This window comes from Streptomyces sp. NPDC050528, assembly GCF_044457795.1.
Classification (GTDB): domain Bacteria; phylum Actinomycetota; class Actinomycetes; order Streptomycetales; family Streptomycetaceae; genus Streptomyces.
Genome location: NZ_JBITHH010000002.1, coordinates 784,014 through 802,613, shown reverse-complemented (window position 1 = coordinate 802,613; position 18,600 = coordinate 784,014). Strand labels below are relative to the sequence as shown.

Below are 18,600 nucleotides of genomic sequence, written 5' to 3'. Positions count from 1 at the left end.
GGACTAGCTCGGCCGGAGCGCGGCGAACAGCGCTCGGACCCGGGTGCCGTCGGGCTGTGTCCAGGCGCCGGTGACCTGGCCGAGCGCGTCCTCGGGAGCCGTGGAGCCGGGGGTCAGCACGCGGTGCAGCCGCAGCGTCGGGCCGTCCGGTGCGGCGAACTCGGTGGCCTCGGCGGTGTCGGTCGGGGTGCCGAGGGCGGGGACGCGGGCCGTGTCGGCGCAGGAGCGGGCGACCTCCCGGTCCGGGGTGTGGGAGACGCTCTGCGCCTGCGCCTCCACGCGCCCCTCGATGAGCGCCGCCAACCCGGCGGTCAGCACCGGGTCGTGACAGCCGTCGTAGGCCCAGCGCGGGCCGAGCACACCGTGGTCCATGGTGCCGACGAGGGCGTGTTCGGCGCCGGGGAGCGGGGCGGCGCGGTAGGTGAGCGGCACGAGGTAGGCGCCCTTGCCGTCGGTGACGACCATGAACTCGATGCCGACCTCGCCCTCGGGGTCGTCGAGGCGGAACCCGCCGGCCTTCGTCAACTCCGGTTCGGGGGAGCCGTGATACCAGGGGCGGGTGGGCAGCCAGGGGGTGAGGAGTTCGAGCTTGGTGGGCCTGACGTAGGTCTGGTGAATGACAGCCATGGGGGAATTATCGGCCCCTGGCCCCGCCCGGCCCGGTGAGAATCATCGGTCCCCGGTGGCGTCCGGCTCCGTGAGATCGATCAACCGGCACACCGTCTCGATGTCGATCTTCACCTGCGCGATGGACGCCCGCCCCGAGAGCCAGGTGATCAGCGCCGAGTGCCAGGTGTGCTCGATGACGCGGACCGCCGAGAGCTGCTCCGGGGTCGGGTCGTCCAGGCCCATCGCGTCCAGGATGATCACCGTGGTCTGCCGGGAGACCTGGTCGACCTCGGGGGAGACGCTGCGGTCGGCGAAGGTCAGCGCGCGGACCATCGCGTCGGCGAGATGCGGCTCGCGCTGGAGCGCGCGGAAGGCCCGCATCAGGGTCTCCGCGACCCGCTCGGCCGCCGTGTCACCGCCCGGCGGCTTCTTCCGCAGCGTGCCGTGCATGTGCTCCAACTGGTCCTGCATCGTGGCGACCAGGAGATGCACCTTGGACGGGAAGTACCGGTACAGCGTGCCGAGCGCGACCTGCGAGGACTCCGCGACCTCCCGCATCTGCACCGCGTCGAAACCGCCCCGGCTCGCCAACTGCGCGCTCGCGTGCAGGATGCGGCGCCGCCGGGCCTCCTGCCGCTCGGTGAGGGGCGGCGAGGTCCGCGCAGTGGCTTCGGGCTTGGCTTGCGCTGGCATGGCTCCCGATCCGTGACTGTCGGTGAGGGTGGGTGATCGCACCGATCATGGCAGGGCTGCGGCCGTGGTGTGAATCACCTGATCCACTTCTCCGAGCGCCCGTACCGGCCGGTAGATTCAGAACCTCCTGGACGATCAAGTCTGAAACTTGTTCTAGATTAGCGTCCCGGCGTAATCTCGCGGGACAGTGCAGGGAGAAGGGGGCTCAGAGTGACCGCTGAGGCCAGTCAGGCGGGTCCCCAGGAGGACTCGGCAGCCGACGGCGAGCGACCGCTCCGTATCGCACTCCTCACCTATAAGGGGAACCCGTTCTGCGGCGGGCAGGGCGTCTACGTCCGCCATCTCTCCCGCGAGTTGGCCCGCCTCGGGCACCGCGTCGAGGTCATCGGCTCGCAGCCCTACCCGGTCCTCGACGAGGGCTACGACGGCATCTCCCTGACCGAACTGCCCTCGCTCGACCTGTACCGCTCACCGGACCCCTTCCGCACCCCTAAGCGCGACGAGTACCGGGACTGGGTCGACGCCCTCGAAGTGGCGACGATGTGGACCGGCGGCTTCCCCGAGCCCCTCACGTTCTCGCTCCGCGCCCGCCGCCATCTCCGCGCCCGGCAGGGCGAGTTCGACATCGTGCACGACAACCAGACGCTGGGGTACGGGTTGTTGGGGGATGTAGGCGCCCCCCTCGTCACCACGATCCACCACCCCATCACCGTGGACCGGCAGTTGGAGCTGGACGCGGCCGAGAACTGGCGCCAGCGGATGTCCAAGCGCCGCTGGTACGCGTTCACGCAGATGCAGAAGCGCGTCGCCCGCCGCCTGCCCTCCGTGCTCACCGTCTCCGGTACCTCGCGCCAGGAGATCATCGACCACCTCGGCGTCCGCGACGACCGTATCCACGTCGTCCACATCGGCGCCGACACCGACCTGTTCTCCCCGAACCCTGCGGTCCCGCAGGTACCGGGCCGGATCGTCACGACCTCCAGCGCGGACGTCCCCCTCAAGGGCCTCGTGTTCCTGGTCGAGGCCCTCGCGAAGGTCCGCACCGAACACCCCGACGCCCACCTGATCGTCGTAGGAAAGCGCCCCACCGAAGGGCCGGTCGCCCAAGCCGTCGAGCGCTACGGCCTCGAAGGAGCCGTCGAGTTCGTGAAGGGCATCTCGGACGCCGAACTGGTCGACCTGGTCCGCTCGGCGGAGGTCGCGTGCGTGCCCTCGCTGTACGAGGGGTTCTCGCTGCCGGCGGCGGAGGCGATGGCCACGGGGACGCCGCTCGTCGCGACGACGGGCGGGGCGATCCCGGAAGTCGCCGGGCGCGACGGGGACACGTGCTTGGCGGTGCCGCCGGGGGACCCGGGTGCACTGGCCGCCGCCCTGAGCCGACTCCTGGCCGACCCGGCGCTCCGGGCCCGGCTCGGCGCGGCGGGCCGGGAACGCGTCCTGGCCCGCTTCACCTGGGCGAAGGCGGCCGAGGGTACGGCGGCCCGCTACCGCGAGGCGATCGCCGCAGGCTCGACGGGCAACGCGTCCTCGGCATCGTTGTCGCCCGCGCCCACTCCTTCCCCCAGCTCGACCAGTGATACCGGCGTCTATCCCGAAAGCAGGGCCACGTGCTGACCGTCGACTTCTCCCGGTTCCCGCTCGCCCCTGGCGACCGTGTCCTGGACCTCGGGTGCGGTGCCGGGCGGCACGCGTTCGAGTGCTACCGGCGAGGGGCACAGGTCGTCGCCCTCGACCAGAACGCCGAGGAGATCCGCGAGGTCGCCAAGTGGTTCGCGGCGATGAAGGAGGCCGGCGAGGCCCCGGCCGGCGCCACCGCCACCGCGATGGAGGGCGACGCGCTCCAACTCCCCTTCCCCGACGAGTCGTTCGACGTCGTGATCATCTCCGAGGTCATGGAACACATCCCGGACGACAAGGGAGTGCTCGCCGAGATGGTCCGGGTGCTGAAGCCCGGCGGCCGTATCGCCATCACCGTCCCGCGCTACGGCCCCGAGAAGATCTGCTGGGCCCTGTCCGACGCCTACCACGAGGTCGAGGGCGGCCACATCCGCATCTACAAGGCGGACGAACTCCTCGCCAAGATCCGCGAGGCGGGCCTCAAGCCGTACGGCACGCACCACGCGCACGGGCTGCACTCGCCGTACTGGTGGCTGAAGTGCGCGTTCGGCGTGGACAACGACAAGGCGCTGCCGGTGCAGGCGTACCACAAGCTCCTGGTCTGGGACATCATGAAGAAACCCCTCGCCACCCGGGTCGCCGAACAGGCGCTGAACCCGCTGATCGGCAAGAGCTTCGTGGCCTACGCGACCAAGCCGCACCTGCCCCTGGCGGAAGCCAAGTGACCACTCCCCGGACAGAACACCTCGTCCTGCCCGGGGTCCTCACCGCCGAGCAGGCCGCCGCGACCGTCGCCGGCATCCTCGCCGTGCAGCGGGAGGACGGGGCGATTCCGTGGTTCCGGGGTCATCATCTCGACCCGTGGGACCACACCGAGGCCGCGATGGCGCTGGACGCGGCGGGGGAGCACGAGGCGGCGGAGCGGGCGTACAACTGGCTTGCGCGGCACCAGAACGAGGACGGGTCGTGGTTCGCGGCCTACGCCGACGGTGACGCGCAGGATGTGACCGACCGGGGGCGTGAGACCAACTTCGTCGCCTACATAGCCGTAGGCGTGTGGCACCACTACCTCGCCACCGGTGACGACACGTTCCTGGACCGGTTGTGGCCCACGGTGTTCGCCGCGGTCGAGTTCGTGTTGCGGTTGCAGCAGCCGGGTGGGCAGGTCGGGTGGAAGCGGGAGGACGACGGTTCGGACACGGCGGATGCGCTGCTGACCGGGTCGTCCTCGATCCACCAGGCGTTGCGGTGTGCGCTTGCCATCGCCGAGCAGCGTGAAGAGCCGCAGCCGGACTGGGAGTTGGCGGTCGGGGCGTTGCGGCACGCTATTCGTCGGCATCCTGAACGGTTCCTGGACAAGGACCGTTACTCGATGGACTGGTACTACCCGGTGCTGGGCGGTGCGTTGACCGGTGCGGAGGCCAAGTCCCGGGTGGAGGAGGGCTGGAGCCGGTTCGTCGTGCCGGGGCTGGGTGTGCGGTGCGTCGTTCCCAACCCGTGGGTGACCGGTGGTGAGTCCGCTGAACTCGCCCTGGCGCTCTGGGTGTTGGGGGAGTCCGATCGGGCGTTGGAGATTCTGCAGTCCATTCAGCATCTGCGTGATTCCGAGAGCGGGCTGTACTGGACCGGGTACGTCTTCGACGACGATGCGGTGTGGCCGCGGGAGTTGACCACGTGGACTGCGGGGTCGTTGCTGCTTGCGGTGGCGGCGTTGGGTGGGCATGACGCCACCTGTGCGGTGTTCGGGGCCGAGCATTTGCCGTTGGGGCTGGATCCGGATTGTTGTTAGGCGCGGGCCCGGTGGGGGCTGGTCGCGCAGTTCCCCGCGCCCCTAAAAACCCGGGCTCGCTGTATCTTTAGGGCGCGGGGAACTGCCCCACCGGGCCTGCGCTTAACGGTGGACCTTGTTGGCGATCGCGTGGCCGATGAACAGGTACACCACCGCTGCCAGACCGTAGCCGCAAATGACTCGCGCCCACGCCTCGTCGAAGGTGAACAGGTCGCGGGACCAGCCGGCGAGCCAGTTGGCCGAGCGGTGGACGAACTGCACGAGGTCGTTCGCGCGGTTGGCGTCCAACAGGTACATCAGAATCCAGAGGGCCAGGATGAGGGCCATGATGTCGGCGATGATCACGATGACGTTGCCGACTGAATTCGAACCGCGTCGGTAGTAGGGGGACATGCCAAGCGGATTGCCGCTTCCGACGGGATGAAACCCGGCCGGTCGAAACCCGAATCGGCCGCGCAGCACCCGAACGGCCCCGCCGGGTGGCGCGTGTGGCCGAGTCGGGTGAGGCTGCCGGGGTAAGGACACCCACTCGGGGAGAACACCCCGGAGGACCCCGTGCCCGTACCGATACGGCGCCTCTTCGTGGCGCTCACTCTGTGCTGCGCCCTGCTCGCCGGAGCCACGGCCTGCGGCAGCGCCACCGATGACGCCACGCAGGACACCGCGGCCGTCGTTGCCGCGGCCGCCGCAGCGACGCCGAGCCCCAGTACCTCCGCCGAACGGCAGAAGTTCGCCAAGACCCGTTTCGTCGCGAACGCGGGTCTCGCCGCCGGTGCCACCTACCAGTGGATCGTGAAGCCCTGGAAGGCGGGCAAGTTCAAGAAGGGCGCGAGCGGGCGCAGGTTCGCGCTCATCAAGGCGGGCCTCGCGGGCGCGTTCGCGTACAACCGGCTCAAGGCGGCCACCAAGAACGCCAAGGGCGACCCCACGCTCGCCAAGGCGGTCGCGCCGCTCAGCGCCGGCATCGACTCCCTCAAGGACCTGCCGTCCAAGCTCCGCAAGGGCGACTCGACCGACGCCACGGCGGGTTCGTTCGACGACATCATCAACAAGGTCAAGGACGCCGGTAAGAGCGCCGGCGCCGAGGTGACCGACAAGGTGCCATCGGCAGGGCAGCTCGCCGGAGGGTAAGAGCCCTTCGGAGGCCGGGAGTTGAGCGGCTCCTAGGAGTTCAGCTCGGCCAGGACCCGCAGCGTGTGCGGGTCGGGCGCAAGGGCCAGGAGATCCGTCACCGGGCCCTTGCGCCACAACTCCAGCCGTTCCGCGATGCGTTCACGCGGCCCGACGAGCGAGATCTCGTCGGCGAACGCGTCCGGCACGGCGAGCACGGCCTCCTCCCGGCGCCCGGCGAGGAACAACTCCTGTATCCGCCGGGCCTCTTCCTCGTACCCCATGCGTGCCATCAGATCGGCGTGGAAGTTCCGGGCCGCGTGCCCCATCCCGCCGATGTAGAAGCCGAGCATCATCTTCACGGGGAGCAGGCCTTCGGCCACGTCGTCGCAGACCTTCACCTGCGCCATGGGCGCCACGATGAACCCGTCCCGGAAGGCCGTCGTGCCGTAGACCTCGGGCCGGCTCGGCGACCAGTACAACGGCAGCCACCCGTCCGCGATCGACGCCGTCTGCGCCACGTTCTTCGGCCCCTCCGCGCCGAGCAACACCGGCAGGTCCGAACGGAGCGGGTGGGTAATGGACTTGAGGGCCTTGCCGAGCCCCGTACCGTCCTCCCCCCGGTACGGATGCGCGTGGAACCGTCCGGCCACCTCGACCGGCGCCTCCCGCCGCAGCACCTGCCGTACGACCTCGACGTACTCCTGGGTCGCGGTGAGCGGCGACTTGGGGAACGGACGCCCGTACCAGCCCTCCACCACCTGCGGCCCCGACAGCCCGAGCCCGAGCAGCACGCGCCCGCCGGAGAGATGGTCGAGGGTGAGCGCGTGCATCGCGGTGGTCGTCGGTGAACGGGCCGCCATCTGCGCAACGGCCGTACCCAGCTTGATCGTTGAGGTCTGGGCCGCGATCCAGGTGAGGGGAGTGAAGGCGTCGGAGCCCCACGACTCGGCCGTCCACACGGAGTCGTAGCCGAGCCCTTCGGCCTCCTGGGCCAGTGGCACATGGTCGGCGGAGGGCCCGCGCCCCCAGTACCCGAGTGCGAGACCGAGCCGCATATCGCCTCCACAGCCAAGAATGTGACGGACCGTCAGTCCGTCGCCGGACGGCTGCGACTGTACGACAACGGCCCCCCGCCCGGAAGGGCGAGGGGCCGCGGTGAACGCCGGCGGGAGACTCAGCCGCGCTGGATCCCCGACGTGTCCTGAAGGACGCCACGACGGCCGTCCTGGGTCTGCGCCACGAGCGCCGGACCACGCTGCTCCACGGCCAAGTACCAGGTACCCGGCGCCAGTTCGGCGATCGGCGACGGCGAACCGTCCTCCGCGAACAGCGGCCGGGCCACCGGCACCGCGAACCAGAACGGCGAGAAGTCCGCGGCCGGAGCCGGCGCGGGCTGCCCGAACGGCTGCGCGGCCTGCGCCTGTTGGGGCGGGGTGCCGTACGACGGCTGCGGCTGACCGGCACCCGGGTAGCCGTAACCGCTGGGCGGCTGGGCGCCGTAGGGCTGCGGGGCGGCCGGCTTGGGGGCCGGGACGAGGGCGGCCTGGAGGGCCGGGACGAGGGGCGTCGCGATCGCGCCGCCGGCCATGACGAGGGCGGCGATGAAGCCGAGGATGAGGCCGGCGCCGGCGCTGAGGTTGTCGCCGACGTCCACCAGCGTCCAGAACAGGGTCCACGCGGTGAGGACCGTGAACGCCACGCCGACTGTCCCGAGATCCAGGCCCACGACCTTGCGCGGCTGCGGCAGGCAACGGTTGACGACGACGAGAGCGGCACCGATGACGCCGCCCATGTAGGTGCCGAGACCGTTACCGAGGCTCGTCCACGCGGTGATGTCCAGGGTGATCCCGTTGGCCGTGTAGAACTTGAGGAACGACGCGATGAAGAGCAATACCGCTGCTCCGATCACCACGCCGTCGCCTCGTGTGAGGGAGCGGATATTCACTTCAGGTCCTTCGTAGGTCGTCTCGTCGTCGGTTGACCCTATCGTCCACCCTGTCAGGGTGTCCGCCCGGATCAGCCCACTGATCGCTACCCGCGCAGGAAACTCACGATTCCCTCAGAGATCCCCTGCGCCGCCTTCTGTCGCCAGGCGCCGTTCGTCAGCAGTGCAGCATCATTGCTATCGCGCATGTTGCCGCACTCGATGAACACCTTGGGAACCGTTGACAGATTGAGACCGCCCAGGTCCTTACGCGTGACGAGACCGGTGCCTTCGCCGATGTAATTGGAGAACGGTTCGCCCGTAGTACGGCGGTAGTCGCCCGCGATGCCCTTCCCGAGGACGGCGGAGGGGCCGACGATGGCACGAGTGTCGGCGCCGCCCGCGTGCACGGAGGCCGGCAGGATCACATGGAAACCCCGGTCGCCGACCGGTGCGCCGTCGGCGTGGATGGAGATCGCGGCGTCCGCGTGCGCGTCGTTCCCGATCCTGGCCCGCTGGTCGACGCACGGTCCCCAGGCCGGCGAGTCCCCGTCGTGCGTCAACTTCACCGTGACGCCCGCCTTTTCGAGGATCGCCTTCAGCCGATGGGACACGTCCATCGTGAACTGGGCTTCCGCGTACCCCGCGTTGGTCGACGTCCCGGTGGTGTCGCACTCCTTCCAGTTCGTGCCGATGTCCACCTTGCGGTTGATCTCGGCGCTGTGCTGGAAGTTGGTGACGTTGTGACCGGGGTCGATGACAACGACCTTGCCCTTGAGGGGACTTGGCCCCGGCGGCTTGTCGTCGTTGGACGCGGTGCCCGTGGGGGACACGGACGCGCCGGCCGACGCGGGCGATGTGTGGGCCGAGGCGCTGTCTCCCGGGCCGCCCACCGCCTCGTAGACGAACCACCCGATCAGCGCCCCCGGGACCAGCGCGGCCAGCGCCACGGTCAGGGGCCCTCGACGGGGACGGCGGGGCTGCGGAGGATCGAAGTCCGGACCTACGTACGACACGGGAGCCACCCTAGCCGCCGCACAGGGCGGGTTTGCTGAAGCGGCAACAAGAGTCGTGGGGTGGTGGCGCAGGGGCAGAGGATCAAGAGAACCAGCCCCGTCCCGGAGGACTCACGACCATGCTCAAGGAAGCCGTCCACCGACTCGTCCCCGCCCCCGCAGGCCGCATCCACCTGGTGGAACAGGGCACCGGCCCCCTGGTCCTCCTGGTGCACGGCTTCCCGGAGTCCTCCTACTCATGGCGCCACCAGCTCCCGACGCTGGCGGCGGCGGGCTACCGCACGGTCGCCGTCGACGTACGCGGCTACGGCCGCTCGTCCCGCCCGGACGACGTGTCGGCGTACCGGATGCTCGACCTGGTCGAGGACGCCGTGGCGGTGGTGCACGCTCTCGGCGAGCGGTCGGCGGTGATCGTCGGCCACGACTGGGGCGCGGGCATCGCCGCGAACTCCGCCCTCCTCCGCCCGGACGTCTTCCGAGCCGTAGGACTGCTGAGCGTCCCTTACACGCCCCGCGGCGGCCCGCGCCCCAGCGAGATCTTCGCGGGGATGGGCGGCGACGAGGAGTTCTACGTCTCGTACTTCCAGGAGCGGGGCCGGGCGGAGTCGGAGATCGAACCGGACGTACGCGACTGGCTGGCGGGCTTCTACGCCGCGTTCTCCGCCGACACGATGCCTCAACCCGGCGCCCCCGACCCGCACTTCGTGAGCAGGGGCGAGGGCGGCACCCTGCGCGACCGCTTCCCGGCGGAGCGGCCGGCATGGCTGGGCGAGGCCGAACTGGACGTGTACGCGGGAGAGTTCGAGCGCACGGGCCTGACAGCGGCCCTGAACCGCTACCGCAACATGGACCGGGACTGGGAGGACTTGACGGCCTACGACGGCGCCGCGATTCCCCAGCCGTCCCTGTTCCTGGGCGGTTCCCTGGACGCGTCCACCACCTGGCTGTTCGACGCGATCGCCGCGTACCCGGCGACCCTGCCCGGCCTGCGCGGCTCACACATCCTGGAGGGCTGCGGCCACTGGATCCAGCAGGAGCGCCCGGCGGAGGTCAACGGCCACTTGCTCAACTGGCTGGCGCACCTGCCCAGTTGACCTCTAGATGCCGGTGCCTGTACGCCGAAGGACACGCAGCGAGTCCGTCACCGACACCTCCGTGAACGCGCCGGACTCCAGCGCCCGCAGATACACCCGGTACGGCGCCTGCCCGGTGAACTCGTCCTCCGGTTCCGGAAACACGTCATGGATCACGAGCAGCCCACCCTCGGCGACATGGGGCGCCCACCCCTCGTAGTCCCCGTTCGCGTGCTCGTCGGTGTGCCCACCGTCGATGAAGACGAGGCCGAGGGGCGTGCCCCAGATACGGGCTACCTGCGGCGACCGCCCGACAAGCGCGACCACATGCTCCTCCAGCCCCGCCTTGTGCAGGGTCCTGCGGAACGTGGGCAACGTGTCCATCAGCCCGATCTCCGGGTCGACGGTCTCCGGGTCGTGATACTCCCACCCCGGCTGCTGCTCCTCACTACCCCGGTGATGATCCAGAGTGAGCGCGGTGACACCGGCCTCACGGGCAGCATCGGCGAGGAGGAGGGTGGAGCGCCCGCAGTACGTCCCGACTTCGAGAAGGGGAAGACCGAGACGCCCGGCTTCTACGGCGGCGGCGTACAGGGCGAGCCCCTCACCGACTGGCATGAACCCCTTCGCCACTTCGAACGCGGCGAGGATCTCGGGCTTGGGCGCCGGGGGCATGGGGCGGTCCCTTCGGTACAGGGCGAGCTTGTGGGCGCAGCCAGGCTACGTCTTTAGGGGCGCGGGGAACTGCGCGACCAGCCCCCACGCACCCGCAGAAAACGACGAAACCGACTACGCGCTGACAGTCTCACCGGGCAACGACAGATCAAGGTCAACCGAGACCTCGTCCCCGCCGTGCGTCGCAGACGAGGCAAGCGGCCCGTGTCCCACCGCCCGCGCCGCCAGCACATACGCCCCCTGAGACGGCACAGCGAGCACGTAACTCCCGTCCTCCTCGGAGAGCGTCGCCCCGGCCTGCCGCCCACGACGGTCGATCAGTGTGACCTTGGCCCGGGCAACAGGAACCCCGTCCGCACCGAGAACCCGCCCCCGGAACCCCCGAAGAACCTCCTCGGCCCGCTCAAGGTTCGCCTCTTCCTCACTGCTGAAGTTCAACTGCGGAGCCCGATTCGGCTTGGGAAGGAACAGCGCCATGAGCAGCCCCACGGCAACCGCACCGGTCGCGATCAGGAACGACACCCGGAACCCGTGCATGGTCGGAATCGCAACCCCGCCCACATGATTCGCGGTGTTCGCCAGCACCATCCCGATCACCGCACTGGAAACGGACGTACCGATGGACCGCATAAGGGTGTTGAGCCCATTGGCCGCACCGGTCTCGGACGCCGGCACCGCCCCCACGATCAACGCGGGAAGCGACGAGTACGCAAGCCCGATCCCCGCCCCGAGCACGACGGCGATGACCAGAGACTGCCAAGCCGCACTCATGAGGCCGAGCCCCGCGCCGTAGCCGATGCCGATGATCAGCATGCCGAGGATCAGGGTGACCTTGGGCCCGTACTTCGCCGAGAGACGGGCGTAGACGGGGGCCGTGAACATCATCGTCAGGCCGAGCGGAGCCACCAGCAGACCGGCGGTGACCATCGACTGCCCGAGACCGTAACCGGTCGCCTTCGGCAGCTGGAGGAGCTGGGGCAGGACGAGGGAGACGACGTAGAAGGAGACACCGACCATGATCGAGGCGAGGTTGGTGAAGAGGACCGCAGGACGGGCGGTGGTGCGCAGGTCGACGAGCGGGGCCTTGAGGCGCAGCTCCATCACGCCCCAGAGGAGCAGGACGACGGCGGCCGCGGCGAACAGACCGAGCGTTGTGCCGGACGTCCAGCCCCAGTCACTGCCCTTGGTGATGGGGAGCAGGAAGAGGACGAGGCCCGCGGACAGGCCGATCGCCCCGAGCACGTCGAACGTGCCCTCGGCGCGCATCGGGGACTCCGGTACGACGAGGAGGGTGAGGGCGATCGCGAGAACACCGAGGCCGGCCGCGCCGTAGAAGAGCGCGTGCCAGTCGGCGTGCTGGGCGACGAGCGCCGCGGCCGGCAGCGCGAGTCCGCCGCCGACGCCGATCGAGGAACTCATCAGGGCCATCGCCGAGCCGAGCTTCTCGCGGGGCAGCATGTCGCGCATCAGGCCGATACCGAGCGGTATCGCGCCCATCGCGAACCCCTGGAGCGTACGGCCCGCGATCATCGTGAGCAGATCGCTGGTGAGGGCGCTGACCAGCGCTCCTACGACCATGATGGCCAGGCTGGTGATCAGCATCCGGCGCTTGCCGTAGAGGTCGCCGAGGCGGCCCATGATCGGCGTGGCGACGGCGCCGGACAGGAGGGTCGAGGTCAGGACCCAGGTCGCGTTGCTGGGCTCGGTGCTCAGCAGCTGCGGCAGGTCCTTGATGACCGGGACGAGCAGGGTCTGCATCACCGCGACAACGATGCCCGCGAAGGCGAGCACCGGCACGACGGCGCCGGACGGCCTCCGTGCGGGCTGGTCGGTCGACGTGTGCGTCATGGAGTAGGGCCTCCAGGCCGTAGGTGTGGCGTGATCCGTGCGGGATAAGTGCACGGTAAACCTCGTATGCATGGGCAACTATTCCGATGCTTCGGCGTACTAACGAATCCTTGACCGTCCCATGAATATCTGACCCGCCGTCAGCTCTGGCCATTCACTGCAACGTGTTCTAATCTCGCCCGCCATGAAGGCCTATGTCGCCGGCGTCGGGATGACGAAGTTCGAGAAGCCCGAGACCCGGGAGTGGCAGTACTGGGACATGGTGCGCGAGGCCGGGAGCGCGGCCCTCGCGGACGCCGGGATCTCCTACGCCGACGTAGAACAGGTTCCTGTCGGCTACTGCTTCCAGCCCTCCACCGCCGGCCAGCGCGCCGCCTATGAACTAGGTCTCACCGGCATCCCCGTCTACAACGTCAACAACAACTGCGCCACCGGCTCGACCGCCCTGATGCTCGCCCGGCAGCTCGTGGAGGGCGGGGCGGCGGACTGCGTCCTCGCGCTGGGCTTCGAGAAGATGAAGCGCGGCTCGCTGGGCGGGGGCGCCGACGGAGGCGACTTCTCGACCTCCCCCGTCGCCCGGCACTACGGCATCATGGCCGCCCGCCACGGCTTCGAGATGACCCCGCCCACCGCCCAGATCTTCGGCGACGCGGCCCGCGAACACATGGAGAAGTACGGCACCACCGAGGCACAGCTCGCCGCCGTCGCCGCCAAGAACCACCGGCACTCCGCCCACAACCCGAACGCCCAGTTCCAGGACGTGTACGACGTCGACGACATCCTCGCGGCCCGGGTCGTCCACCACCCGCTCACGAAACTCCAGTGCTCACCGACGTCGGACGGAGCGGCTGCGGCGGTCGTGGTCTCCGAACGTTTCGTGCAGGAACGTGAGTTGAGGGGTTCTCCCGTCGAGATCGTCGCCCAGGCCATGACCACCGACACCGAGGACTCCTTCTCCTCCGGGTCCTGCATCGACGTCGTAGGGCAGCTCATGTCCCGAGCCGCCGCCCGCCAGGTCTACGAACGGTCCGGACTCGGCATCGAGGACGTGGACGTCGTAGAACTGCACGACTGCTTCTCGATCAACGAGTTGCTGACGTACGAAGCCCTCGGCATGTGCGAGCCCGGGGAGTCCGGGAAGCTCGTCGAGTCCGGGGGGACGACGTACGGCGGGCGGTGGGTCGTGAACCCGTCCGGCGGGCTGATCTCCAAGGGGCATCCGCTGGGGGCCACCGGGATCGCCCAAGTCGCCGAGCTCGTCTGGCAGTTGAGAGGGACGGCGGGGGAGCGGCAGGTGCCGGGGGCCGAGGTGGGGCTCGCGCACAACATCGGGTTGGGCGGGGCGGCCGTGGTGACGTTGCTGCGGGCGACGGGGGCCGGGGCTTAGGTCGTACGGCGGTCCCGGCGTCGGGCGAAATGCCGATGCAAGGGGCACGGGCCGGTTGAGAGGATGACCACCATGCCCCGAGCCGCTGATGCCTCCCCGATATCCCGCCCGTCCCGTCGGGGCGCGGCACCGCCCGCCTGGCTGATCGTGGCGCTCGCGTGCGCCGGGCAGTTCCTCGTCGTGCTCGACGTGTCCGTCGTCAACGTGGCACTGCCGTCGATGCGGTCCGACCTGGGGATGAGCGCACCCGGGCTGCAGTGGGTCGTCAACGCGTACGCCATCGCCTTCGCCGGGTTCATGCTCCTCGGCGGACGGGCCGGTGACCTCTACGGCCGCAAACGCATGTTCCTGGTCGGGCTCGCGCTCTTCACCCTCGCCTCGCTGTGCGGCGGACTGGCCCAGGACGGCTGGCAGTTGCTGCTCGCCCGGGCCGTGCAGGGACTGGGGGCCGCGGTACTGGCGCCCTCGACGCTGACCATCGTCACCTCGGCGGTCGCGGAGGGCGCGGCCCGGGCGCGGGCCATCGCCACCTGGACGGCGGTCGGCGCGGGAGGCGGGGCGGCGGGCGGACTCGTCGGCGGGGTCCTCGTGGACACCCTGTCCTGGCGGTGGGTGCTCCTCATCAACGTGCCCATCGGCGCGGTGGTGCTGGTCAGCGCGCTGCGTTGGCTCCCGGAGAGCCGCGCCGGGGACCGACGACGGCTCGACCTGCCCGGCGCCGTCCTGGTCACGGCGGGGCTCGGCGTGCTGGCGTACGGCATCTCGCAGACCGAGGCCGAGGGCTGGACGGCCGCGGCCACCCTGGTGCCACTGGCCGCCGGACTCACGCTGATCGCGCTCTTCCTCGTCGTCGAGGCCCGTACGGCGGCTCCGCTGATGCCCCTCGGACTGTTCCGGGCGCGGGCGGTGTCGTCGGCGAACGCGGCGATGTTCCTGGGCGGCTCCGCGATGTTCTGCATGTGGTTCTTCATGACGCTGTACGCCCAGAACGTGCTCGGGTACACCCCGCTGGAGGCGGGGCTCGCGCTGGTGCCGAGTTCGCTGGCGGTCCTCCTCGGCTCCAAGTCGGCACCCCGCTTCATGCCGGTGCTCGGCGCGCGCAACGTGGCCGTCCTCGGGACGCTGCTCGCGGCGGTGGGCTTCGGCTGGCAGTCCCTGATGACCGCGCGGGGCGACTATCTGACCGAGATCATGTTCCCCGGAATCCTGATGATGCTGGGCGCCGGCCTGATGGCCACCCCGCTCGCCGCACTCGCCACGTCCGGGGCCGCGCCGGGGGAGGCGGGCCTGGTCTCCGGGTTGGTCAACACCTCGCGCACGATGGGCGGTTCGCTGGGACTCGCCGTGATGTCGACGCTCGCGGCGGCCCGTACGGCGCGGGCGGCGGGCGGTGGTGCGGGTACGGCGGAGGCGCTGACGGAGGGGTACGCGCTGGCGTTCCGTACGGGGGCGGGGGTGCTGCTCGGTGGGGTGGTGCTGATGGTGGTGTGGCTGCCGTGGGGGAAGGGGGCGGTGGCCGCTTCGGGTGCTGGGGCTTCGGAGGTCGGGGCCGGGGCCGGGGCTGGGGCCTCGGAGGTCGGGGCTGATGCTGGAGTTGGTGCGGGTGCGGGTGCGGGTGCGGGTGCGGGTGCGGGTGCGGGTGCGGGCTCGGCGGTGGCTGCGGGGCCCGAGAGTGCGGCGACCTCCACTTCGACTTCCACGACTTCCACTCCTTCCACGACTTTCGAGAAGTGAGGCAATGGTTTTTGAGAGGTGAGGCAACGGTTCGGGCGGCTCATGGACTCCTTTAGACATCTAGGAGGTGCCCATGGGGGATCGCAAGCAGGCTCGGGAGGCTCGGGATGACGGGTTCCAGAGCTTTGTCATCGGCCGCTGGCCGCGGCTGATGCGGACGGCATTTCTTCTGACGGGGGAGCAGCACGCCGCGGAGGATCTGGTCCAGTCGACGCTCGAACAGACCTTTGTGGCCTGGCGCAAGGTCGGCTCGGCCGACGATCCGGAGGCGTACGTACGGCGCGTGATGATCAACGCGCACGCACGCAAACACCGCAGACGACTCAAGGAGTTCCTGGCGCCCAGGGACGACTCGGGCCTGGTGCGCGAGATCGCCGACACCGGTGACCGCATCGCCCAGGCCGACGACCGCAGCGCGCTGTTGCAGGCACTGGCCCAACTGCCGCCCAGGCAGCGGGAAGCGGTGGTGCTGCGGTACTGGGAGGACCTGACCGAGACACAGACGGCTCAGGCGATGGGCTGCTCGGTCGGCGCGGTGAAGAGCAACGCGGCCAAGGGGATCGCGAAACTCCGCGCCATACCGGGACTCGCCGAGATGGTGACGCAGGGAGGGCGGCAGTGATGAGCGCGGACCGGGAGACGAACCAGACCATGACGGACAGAGACATCGCCCTCCTGCTGGCCGACGCCGCGGACGAGGTCGAGATCGGTATAGCCCCCTACCAGGCGGTGATCCGCGGCGGCCGCCGACGCCGGGCCCGCCGCTGGGCCCTGGCGACAGCCGCGGCCCTGGTCATCGTCGGCGGGTCGGGCACGTTCGCTCTGGCCGGGCTGCGCGACGGGAACGGGGTGGAGGTGTCGCCGGCGGTGACACGGCAGTCGACCGCGCCGTCGACTCCGGAGGAGCGGCATGTGTACGAGCCGCAGCAGACCATGTTGGGTGCGGGCACCGAGCAGGGCCAGACGTGGTACGTCACGGTCGACGTGTGGGGCGCCCCCCTCACCAAGGCGGAGGCCGAGGCCCAGCTGCTGGCCATGTCCAGCCGTCACGAGGAGCCCTGGGACAAGGACCGCCCGTCCGCACTGGTCGGCAAGACCACGTACTTCGTCCAGCGGACCTTCGGGAGCGGAGAACCCGGTCTGCTGATGGGCGACTCCGCCTCCAAGCAGGACACCATGGCGGGCACGGACCTCAAGTCGGGCGCGTCCACCCTGGACCCGAAGAAGACCGACGGTCCCCAGCGTCTGGTGGTCGGCCAGGTCGCCAAGACCGCGCAACAGGTCACCTGCGCCTGGAAGGACGGCTCGTCCACGGTGGCCCACAGGGTGGCTGCGGGCGCCGACGTCAACAGCGACGAAGCGACGATCCGCCCGGTGGCCGGCTCCTCGGACAACTGGTTCGTGTGCGTCGGGCCGGAGGGGGCGGCGTTCGACTCGGTGAAGGTGACGAAGTAGGAGCTGTCCGGCCGTTCCCGCGTGGAAGGTACGGGGAGCGGCCGACAGCACGTTGTCCCGGGTTGGTTGGTCGGTCGCTTTCCGTAGCAGGGGCTGAAGGTCCGGGCCGGCTTCCGCCGTCTGTACATCCGCTGAAAATTCGGCTCATGGTCAAACGTGCCTGTTAGGATCCGCATCGCACACTGCAATGATGTGGTCTTAATGAAGGACACGAAATGCCAGAAGAAGAGGAAATTCCGGTTTACTCGGCCTCCGAGATAGCCGCCGTCTTACTGGACTTCTTTACTTTTCTGACGACCCTGCATCGCCATCCTGACGATATCGTCATGCCGCCGCCGGAAGGGTGGCCCAGTTACACGCCCGAGAATTGCGCCGGCTTCAAGTCTGATTTCGCCATCGAAGTCCTGCGGAACCTTCCGTACCTCGACAGTCGCGCCTCGGACCACTCGGACAGCCTGGGGCAGATCCACTACAAGTCGCACCTGGTCGACTACACCACGTTCGATGTCGAGCTGCTCACGGATCATGATTACCTCTGGGTGGGGGATCAGGACTCGGAGGAGGAAGAAGCCGTACCCGACCACGCCTTCCTCTTCGCGAAGGGATTCGAGAGCGGTGGCCGAACCCTTTTTCTCGACGTGCTGGAAGGCAAGGTCTTCGAAGTGGAGATCCGGTGCGACGCTTTCGATGAAGATCTTGAAGACTATTTCGAGGGCTTGAAGGAAAAGTATCGAAACCTGGAGATCATTCCTTGTCCCGGCGAGGAAATGATAGAGATCAGCGCATCGGGCGTGGGTCCGGAAATGCCGGGCGAAGTGGTGAGTGAGGAGGAAGTTCTGATGCAGACCGATCAACTCTGGGGAACCCATTTGGACATTCGATACACTCGACAACTCTATCGGGCCTACGGGTGGCCGAATGCTTTTCGGAGGGACGAGGCGTTTCGTGAAATCAGAGGGCTGATAGAGAAGCGGAAGGCCTCGTATAACGGCTGACGCGATGAGCCGAGTTGTCGGTGGGTGACGGGGCGGCGGGCGAGTTTGAGTAGCCTCGGCATTTCAAGACGGCTGGGCGGTGCAACTGGCGGGCCGTTTCGGGGGGTTGGGCTGATGGTGGGCGGCGCGAGGGTCAGGCTGTCGCGTCGGGTGGGCGCCGGGTTCCACGGCTCCGGCGGGGTGGTGCTGCTCGCAGGGAAGGGAACGCGCTGGTCAGCCGGGGTTCGGCAGGGCTTCGGCCCGGGCGGTACGGATCGCCGGCAGGGCCCGATCCCCGTCCGGCGTGAGGGTGTCGATCGACCGGGACAAGCGGGACACCGTCGGATCGGAGGCCACCCGCCCCGACACCGCAGGCTCGGCCCGAGGCGTGCCCACATCCGCCAGGCGGTCCCCGCTCGCCGGGCAGTCCCCGCCCGCCGGGCAGTCCCGCCCGGGGCGACCGCGAGCGCCGGATCACGCAGGACCTTGCCCGGATCATGCACCGTCCGCGGCTTGCGTCACGGCGCCGACGCCGCCGACGCCGCCGATATCGCCCTGTCCGGGCCGCCCTTGCGGATCGTCTCCACAGGCAGCACGCCGCCGACCTGGGAGACCACCCCGCGACCCCCGCCTTCGGTACGGACACGCGGGTAGGACTCGATGCGCTTCTTCACCTGGAGAGCGCTTCTTCCA

18 protein-coding genes and 1 pseudogene are annotated in these 18,600 nt (G+C 69.4%); 10 read left to right on the top strand and 9 right to left on the bottom strand.

The window, feature by feature from the left end:
• Positions 1–3: 3 nt before the first annotated feature.
• Together ACIBK4_RS10940 and ACIBK4_RS10935 are read right to left on the bottom strand one after the other, a co-directional pair.
• Positions 4–627 carry a 1,4-alpha-glucan branching protein gene (locus ACIBK4_RS10940; RefSeq protein ID WP_398994211.1) on the bottom strand — a complete coding sequence of 208 codons (624 nt, stop codon included), beginning with the start codon at positions 625–627 and terminating at the stop codon, positions 4–6.
• A 42-nt stretch (positions 628–669) separates the two neighbouring features.
• Positions 670–1,302: a TetR family transcriptional regulator gene (locus ACIBK4_RS10935; protein ID WP_398994209.1), complete on the bottom strand. Its 633-nt coding sequence runs from the start codon at positions 1,300–1,302 to the stop codon at positions 670–672.
• A gap of 210 nt (positions 1,303–1,512) precedes the next feature.
• On the opposite strand from ACIBK4_RS10935, the gene ACIBK4_RS10930 reads away from it, so the two are divergent.
• From ACIBK4_RS10930 to ACIBK4_RS10920, 3 genes are read left to right on the top strand one after another with little or no spacing between them, the layout of a single operon-like run.
• Positions 1,513–2,916 (top strand): glycosyltransferase family 4 protein, encoded by a 1,404-nt coding sequence (locus ACIBK4_RS10930; protein WP_398994207.1) that lies wholly within the window; start codon positions 1,513–1,515, stop codon positions 2,914–2,916.
• Positions 2,910–3,644 carry a class I SAM-dependent methyltransferase gene (locus tag ACIBK4_RS10925; protein ID WP_318016035.1) on the top strand — a complete coding sequence of 245 codons (735 nt, stop codon included), beginning with the start codon at positions 2,910–2,912 and terminating at the stop codon, positions 3,642–3,644. The genes ACIBK4_RS10930 and ACIBK4_RS10925 overlap by 7 nt, the downstream gene beginning before the upstream one ends.
• The gene (locus ACIBK4_RS10920) at positions 3,641–4,708 is read left to right on the top strand and encodes a prenyltransferase/squalene oxidase repeat-containing protein (protein WP_398994205.1); all 1,068 of its coding nucleotides are present in this window, start codon (positions 3,641–3,643) and stop codon (positions 4,706–4,708) included. Before ACIBK4_RS10925 ends, ACIBK4_RS10920 begins: the two co-directional genes overlap by 4 nt.
• Positions 4,709–4,810: 102 nt before the next feature.
• On the opposite strand, the gene ACIBK4_RS10915 is transcribed toward ACIBK4_RS10920, so the two are convergent.
• Positions 4,811–5,101 carry a hypothetical protein gene (locus tag ACIBK4_RS10915; RefSeq protein WP_033281865.1) on the bottom strand — a complete coding sequence of 97 codons (291 nt, stop codon included), beginning with the start codon at positions 5,099–5,101 and terminating at the stop codon, positions 4,811–4,813.
• A gap of 162 nt (positions 5,102–5,263) precedes the next feature.
• Here ACIBK4_RS10915 and ACIBK4_RS10910 point away from each other — a divergent pair, with 162 nt between their 5' ends.
• The gene (locus ACIBK4_RS10910) at positions 5,264–5,839 is read left to right on the top strand and encodes a hypothetical protein (RefSeq protein WP_393757011.1); all 576 of its coding nucleotides are present in this window, start codon (positions 5,264–5,266) and stop codon (positions 5,837–5,839) included.
• Between the two features lie 32 nt (positions 5,840–5,871).
• Here the strand turns inward: ACIBK4_RS10910 and ACIBK4_RS10905 are convergent, their stop codons facing one another.
• The 3 genes from ACIBK4_RS10905 to ACIBK4_RS10895 all read right to left on the bottom strand — a co-directional run bounded on the left by ACIBK4_RS10905 (position 5,872) and on the right by ACIBK4_RS10895 (position 8,761).
• Positions 5,872–6,876 (bottom strand): LLM class F420-dependent oxidoreductase, encoded by a 1,005-nt coding sequence (locus ACIBK4_RS10905; RefSeq protein WP_398994202.1) that lies wholly within the window; start codon positions 6,874–6,876, stop codon positions 5,872–5,874.
• A 119-nt stretch (positions 6,877–6,995) separates the two neighbouring features.
• Complete coding sequence (locus tag ACIBK4_RS10900; RefSeq protein WP_398994200.1) at positions 6,996–7,766, bottom strand: DUF5336 domain-containing protein; 771 nt, start codon at positions 7,764–7,766, stop codon at positions 6,996–6,998.
• 86 nt (positions 7,767–7,852) lie between these two features.
• Positions 7,853–8,761, bottom strand: coding sequence for an N-acetylmuramoyl-L-alanine amidase (locus ACIBK4_RS10895; RefSeq protein ID WP_398994198.1), 909 nt, complete (start codon positions 8,759–8,761; stop codon positions 7,853–7,855).
• A 119-nt stretch (positions 8,762–8,880) separates the two neighbouring features.
• Here ACIBK4_RS10895 and ACIBK4_RS10890 point away from each other — a divergent pair, with 119 nt between their 5' ends.
• Positions 8,881–9,855: an alpha/beta fold hydrolase gene (locus ACIBK4_RS10890; RefSeq protein WP_398994196.1), complete on the top strand. Its 975-nt coding sequence runs from the start codon at positions 8,881–8,883 to the stop codon at positions 9,853–9,855.
• 3 nt (positions 9,856–9,858) lie between these two features.
• Here the strand turns inward: ACIBK4_RS10890 and ACIBK4_RS10885 are convergent, their stop codons facing one another.
• Positions 9,859–10,509: a class I SAM-dependent methyltransferase gene (locus tag ACIBK4_RS10885; protein ID WP_398994194.1), complete on the bottom strand. Its 651-nt coding sequence runs from the start codon at positions 10,507–10,509 to the stop codon at positions 9,859–9,861.
• Between the two features lie 114 nt (positions 10,510–10,623).
• Entirely contained in the window at positions 10,624–12,357 is a 1,734-nt protein-coding gene (locus ACIBK4_RS10880; protein ID WP_398994192.1) for an MFS transporter, read from the bottom strand.
• Positions 12,358–12,541: 184 nt separating this feature from the next.
• Here ACIBK4_RS10880 and ACIBK4_RS10875 point away from each other — a divergent pair, with 184 nt between their 5' ends.
• The 5 genes from ACIBK4_RS10875 (at position 12,542) to ACIBK4_RS10855 (ending at position 17,928) form a co-directional block, all read left to right on the top strand.
• Positions 12,542–13,744 carry a lipid-transfer protein gene (locus tag ACIBK4_RS10875; RefSeq protein WP_398994190.1) on the top strand — a complete coding sequence of 401 codons (1,203 nt, stop codon included), beginning with the start codon at positions 12,542–12,544 and terminating at the stop codon, positions 13,742–13,744.
• Positions 13,745–13,807: 63 nt separating this feature from the next.
• Positions 13,808–15,478: a DHA2 family efflux MFS transporter permease subunit gene (locus ACIBK4_RS10870; protein WP_398994188.1), complete on the top strand. Its 1,671-nt coding sequence runs from the start codon at positions 13,808–13,810 to the stop codon at positions 15,476–15,478.
• Between the two features lie 73 nt (positions 15,479–15,551).
• A complete protein-coding gene (locus ACIBK4_RS10865) occupies positions 15,552–16,100 on the top strand; it encodes a SigE family RNA polymerase sigma factor (protein WP_398994186.1) in 549 nt (182 codons plus the stop codon).
• Positions 16,100–16,933: a hypothetical protein gene (locus ACIBK4_RS10860; protein ID WP_398994184.1), complete on the top strand. Its 834-nt coding sequence runs from the start codon at positions 16,100–16,102 to the stop codon at positions 16,931–16,933. Before ACIBK4_RS10865 ends, ACIBK4_RS10860 begins: the two co-directional genes overlap by 1 nt.
• A gap of 215 nt (positions 16,934–17,148) precedes the next feature.
• Positions 17,149–17,928, top strand: coding sequence for a hypothetical protein (locus tag ACIBK4_RS10855; protein WP_398994182.1), 780 nt, complete (start codon positions 17,149–17,151; stop codon positions 17,926–17,928).
• Between the two features lie 234 nt (positions 17,929–18,162).
• Here the strand turns inward: ACIBK4_RS10855 and ACIBK4_RS10850 are convergent.
• Positions 18,163–18,581: pseudogene (locus ACIBK4_RS10850) on the bottom strand (hypothetical protein); the annotation flags it as partial.
• Between the last annotated feature and the right edge of the window lie 19 nt (positions 18,582–18,600).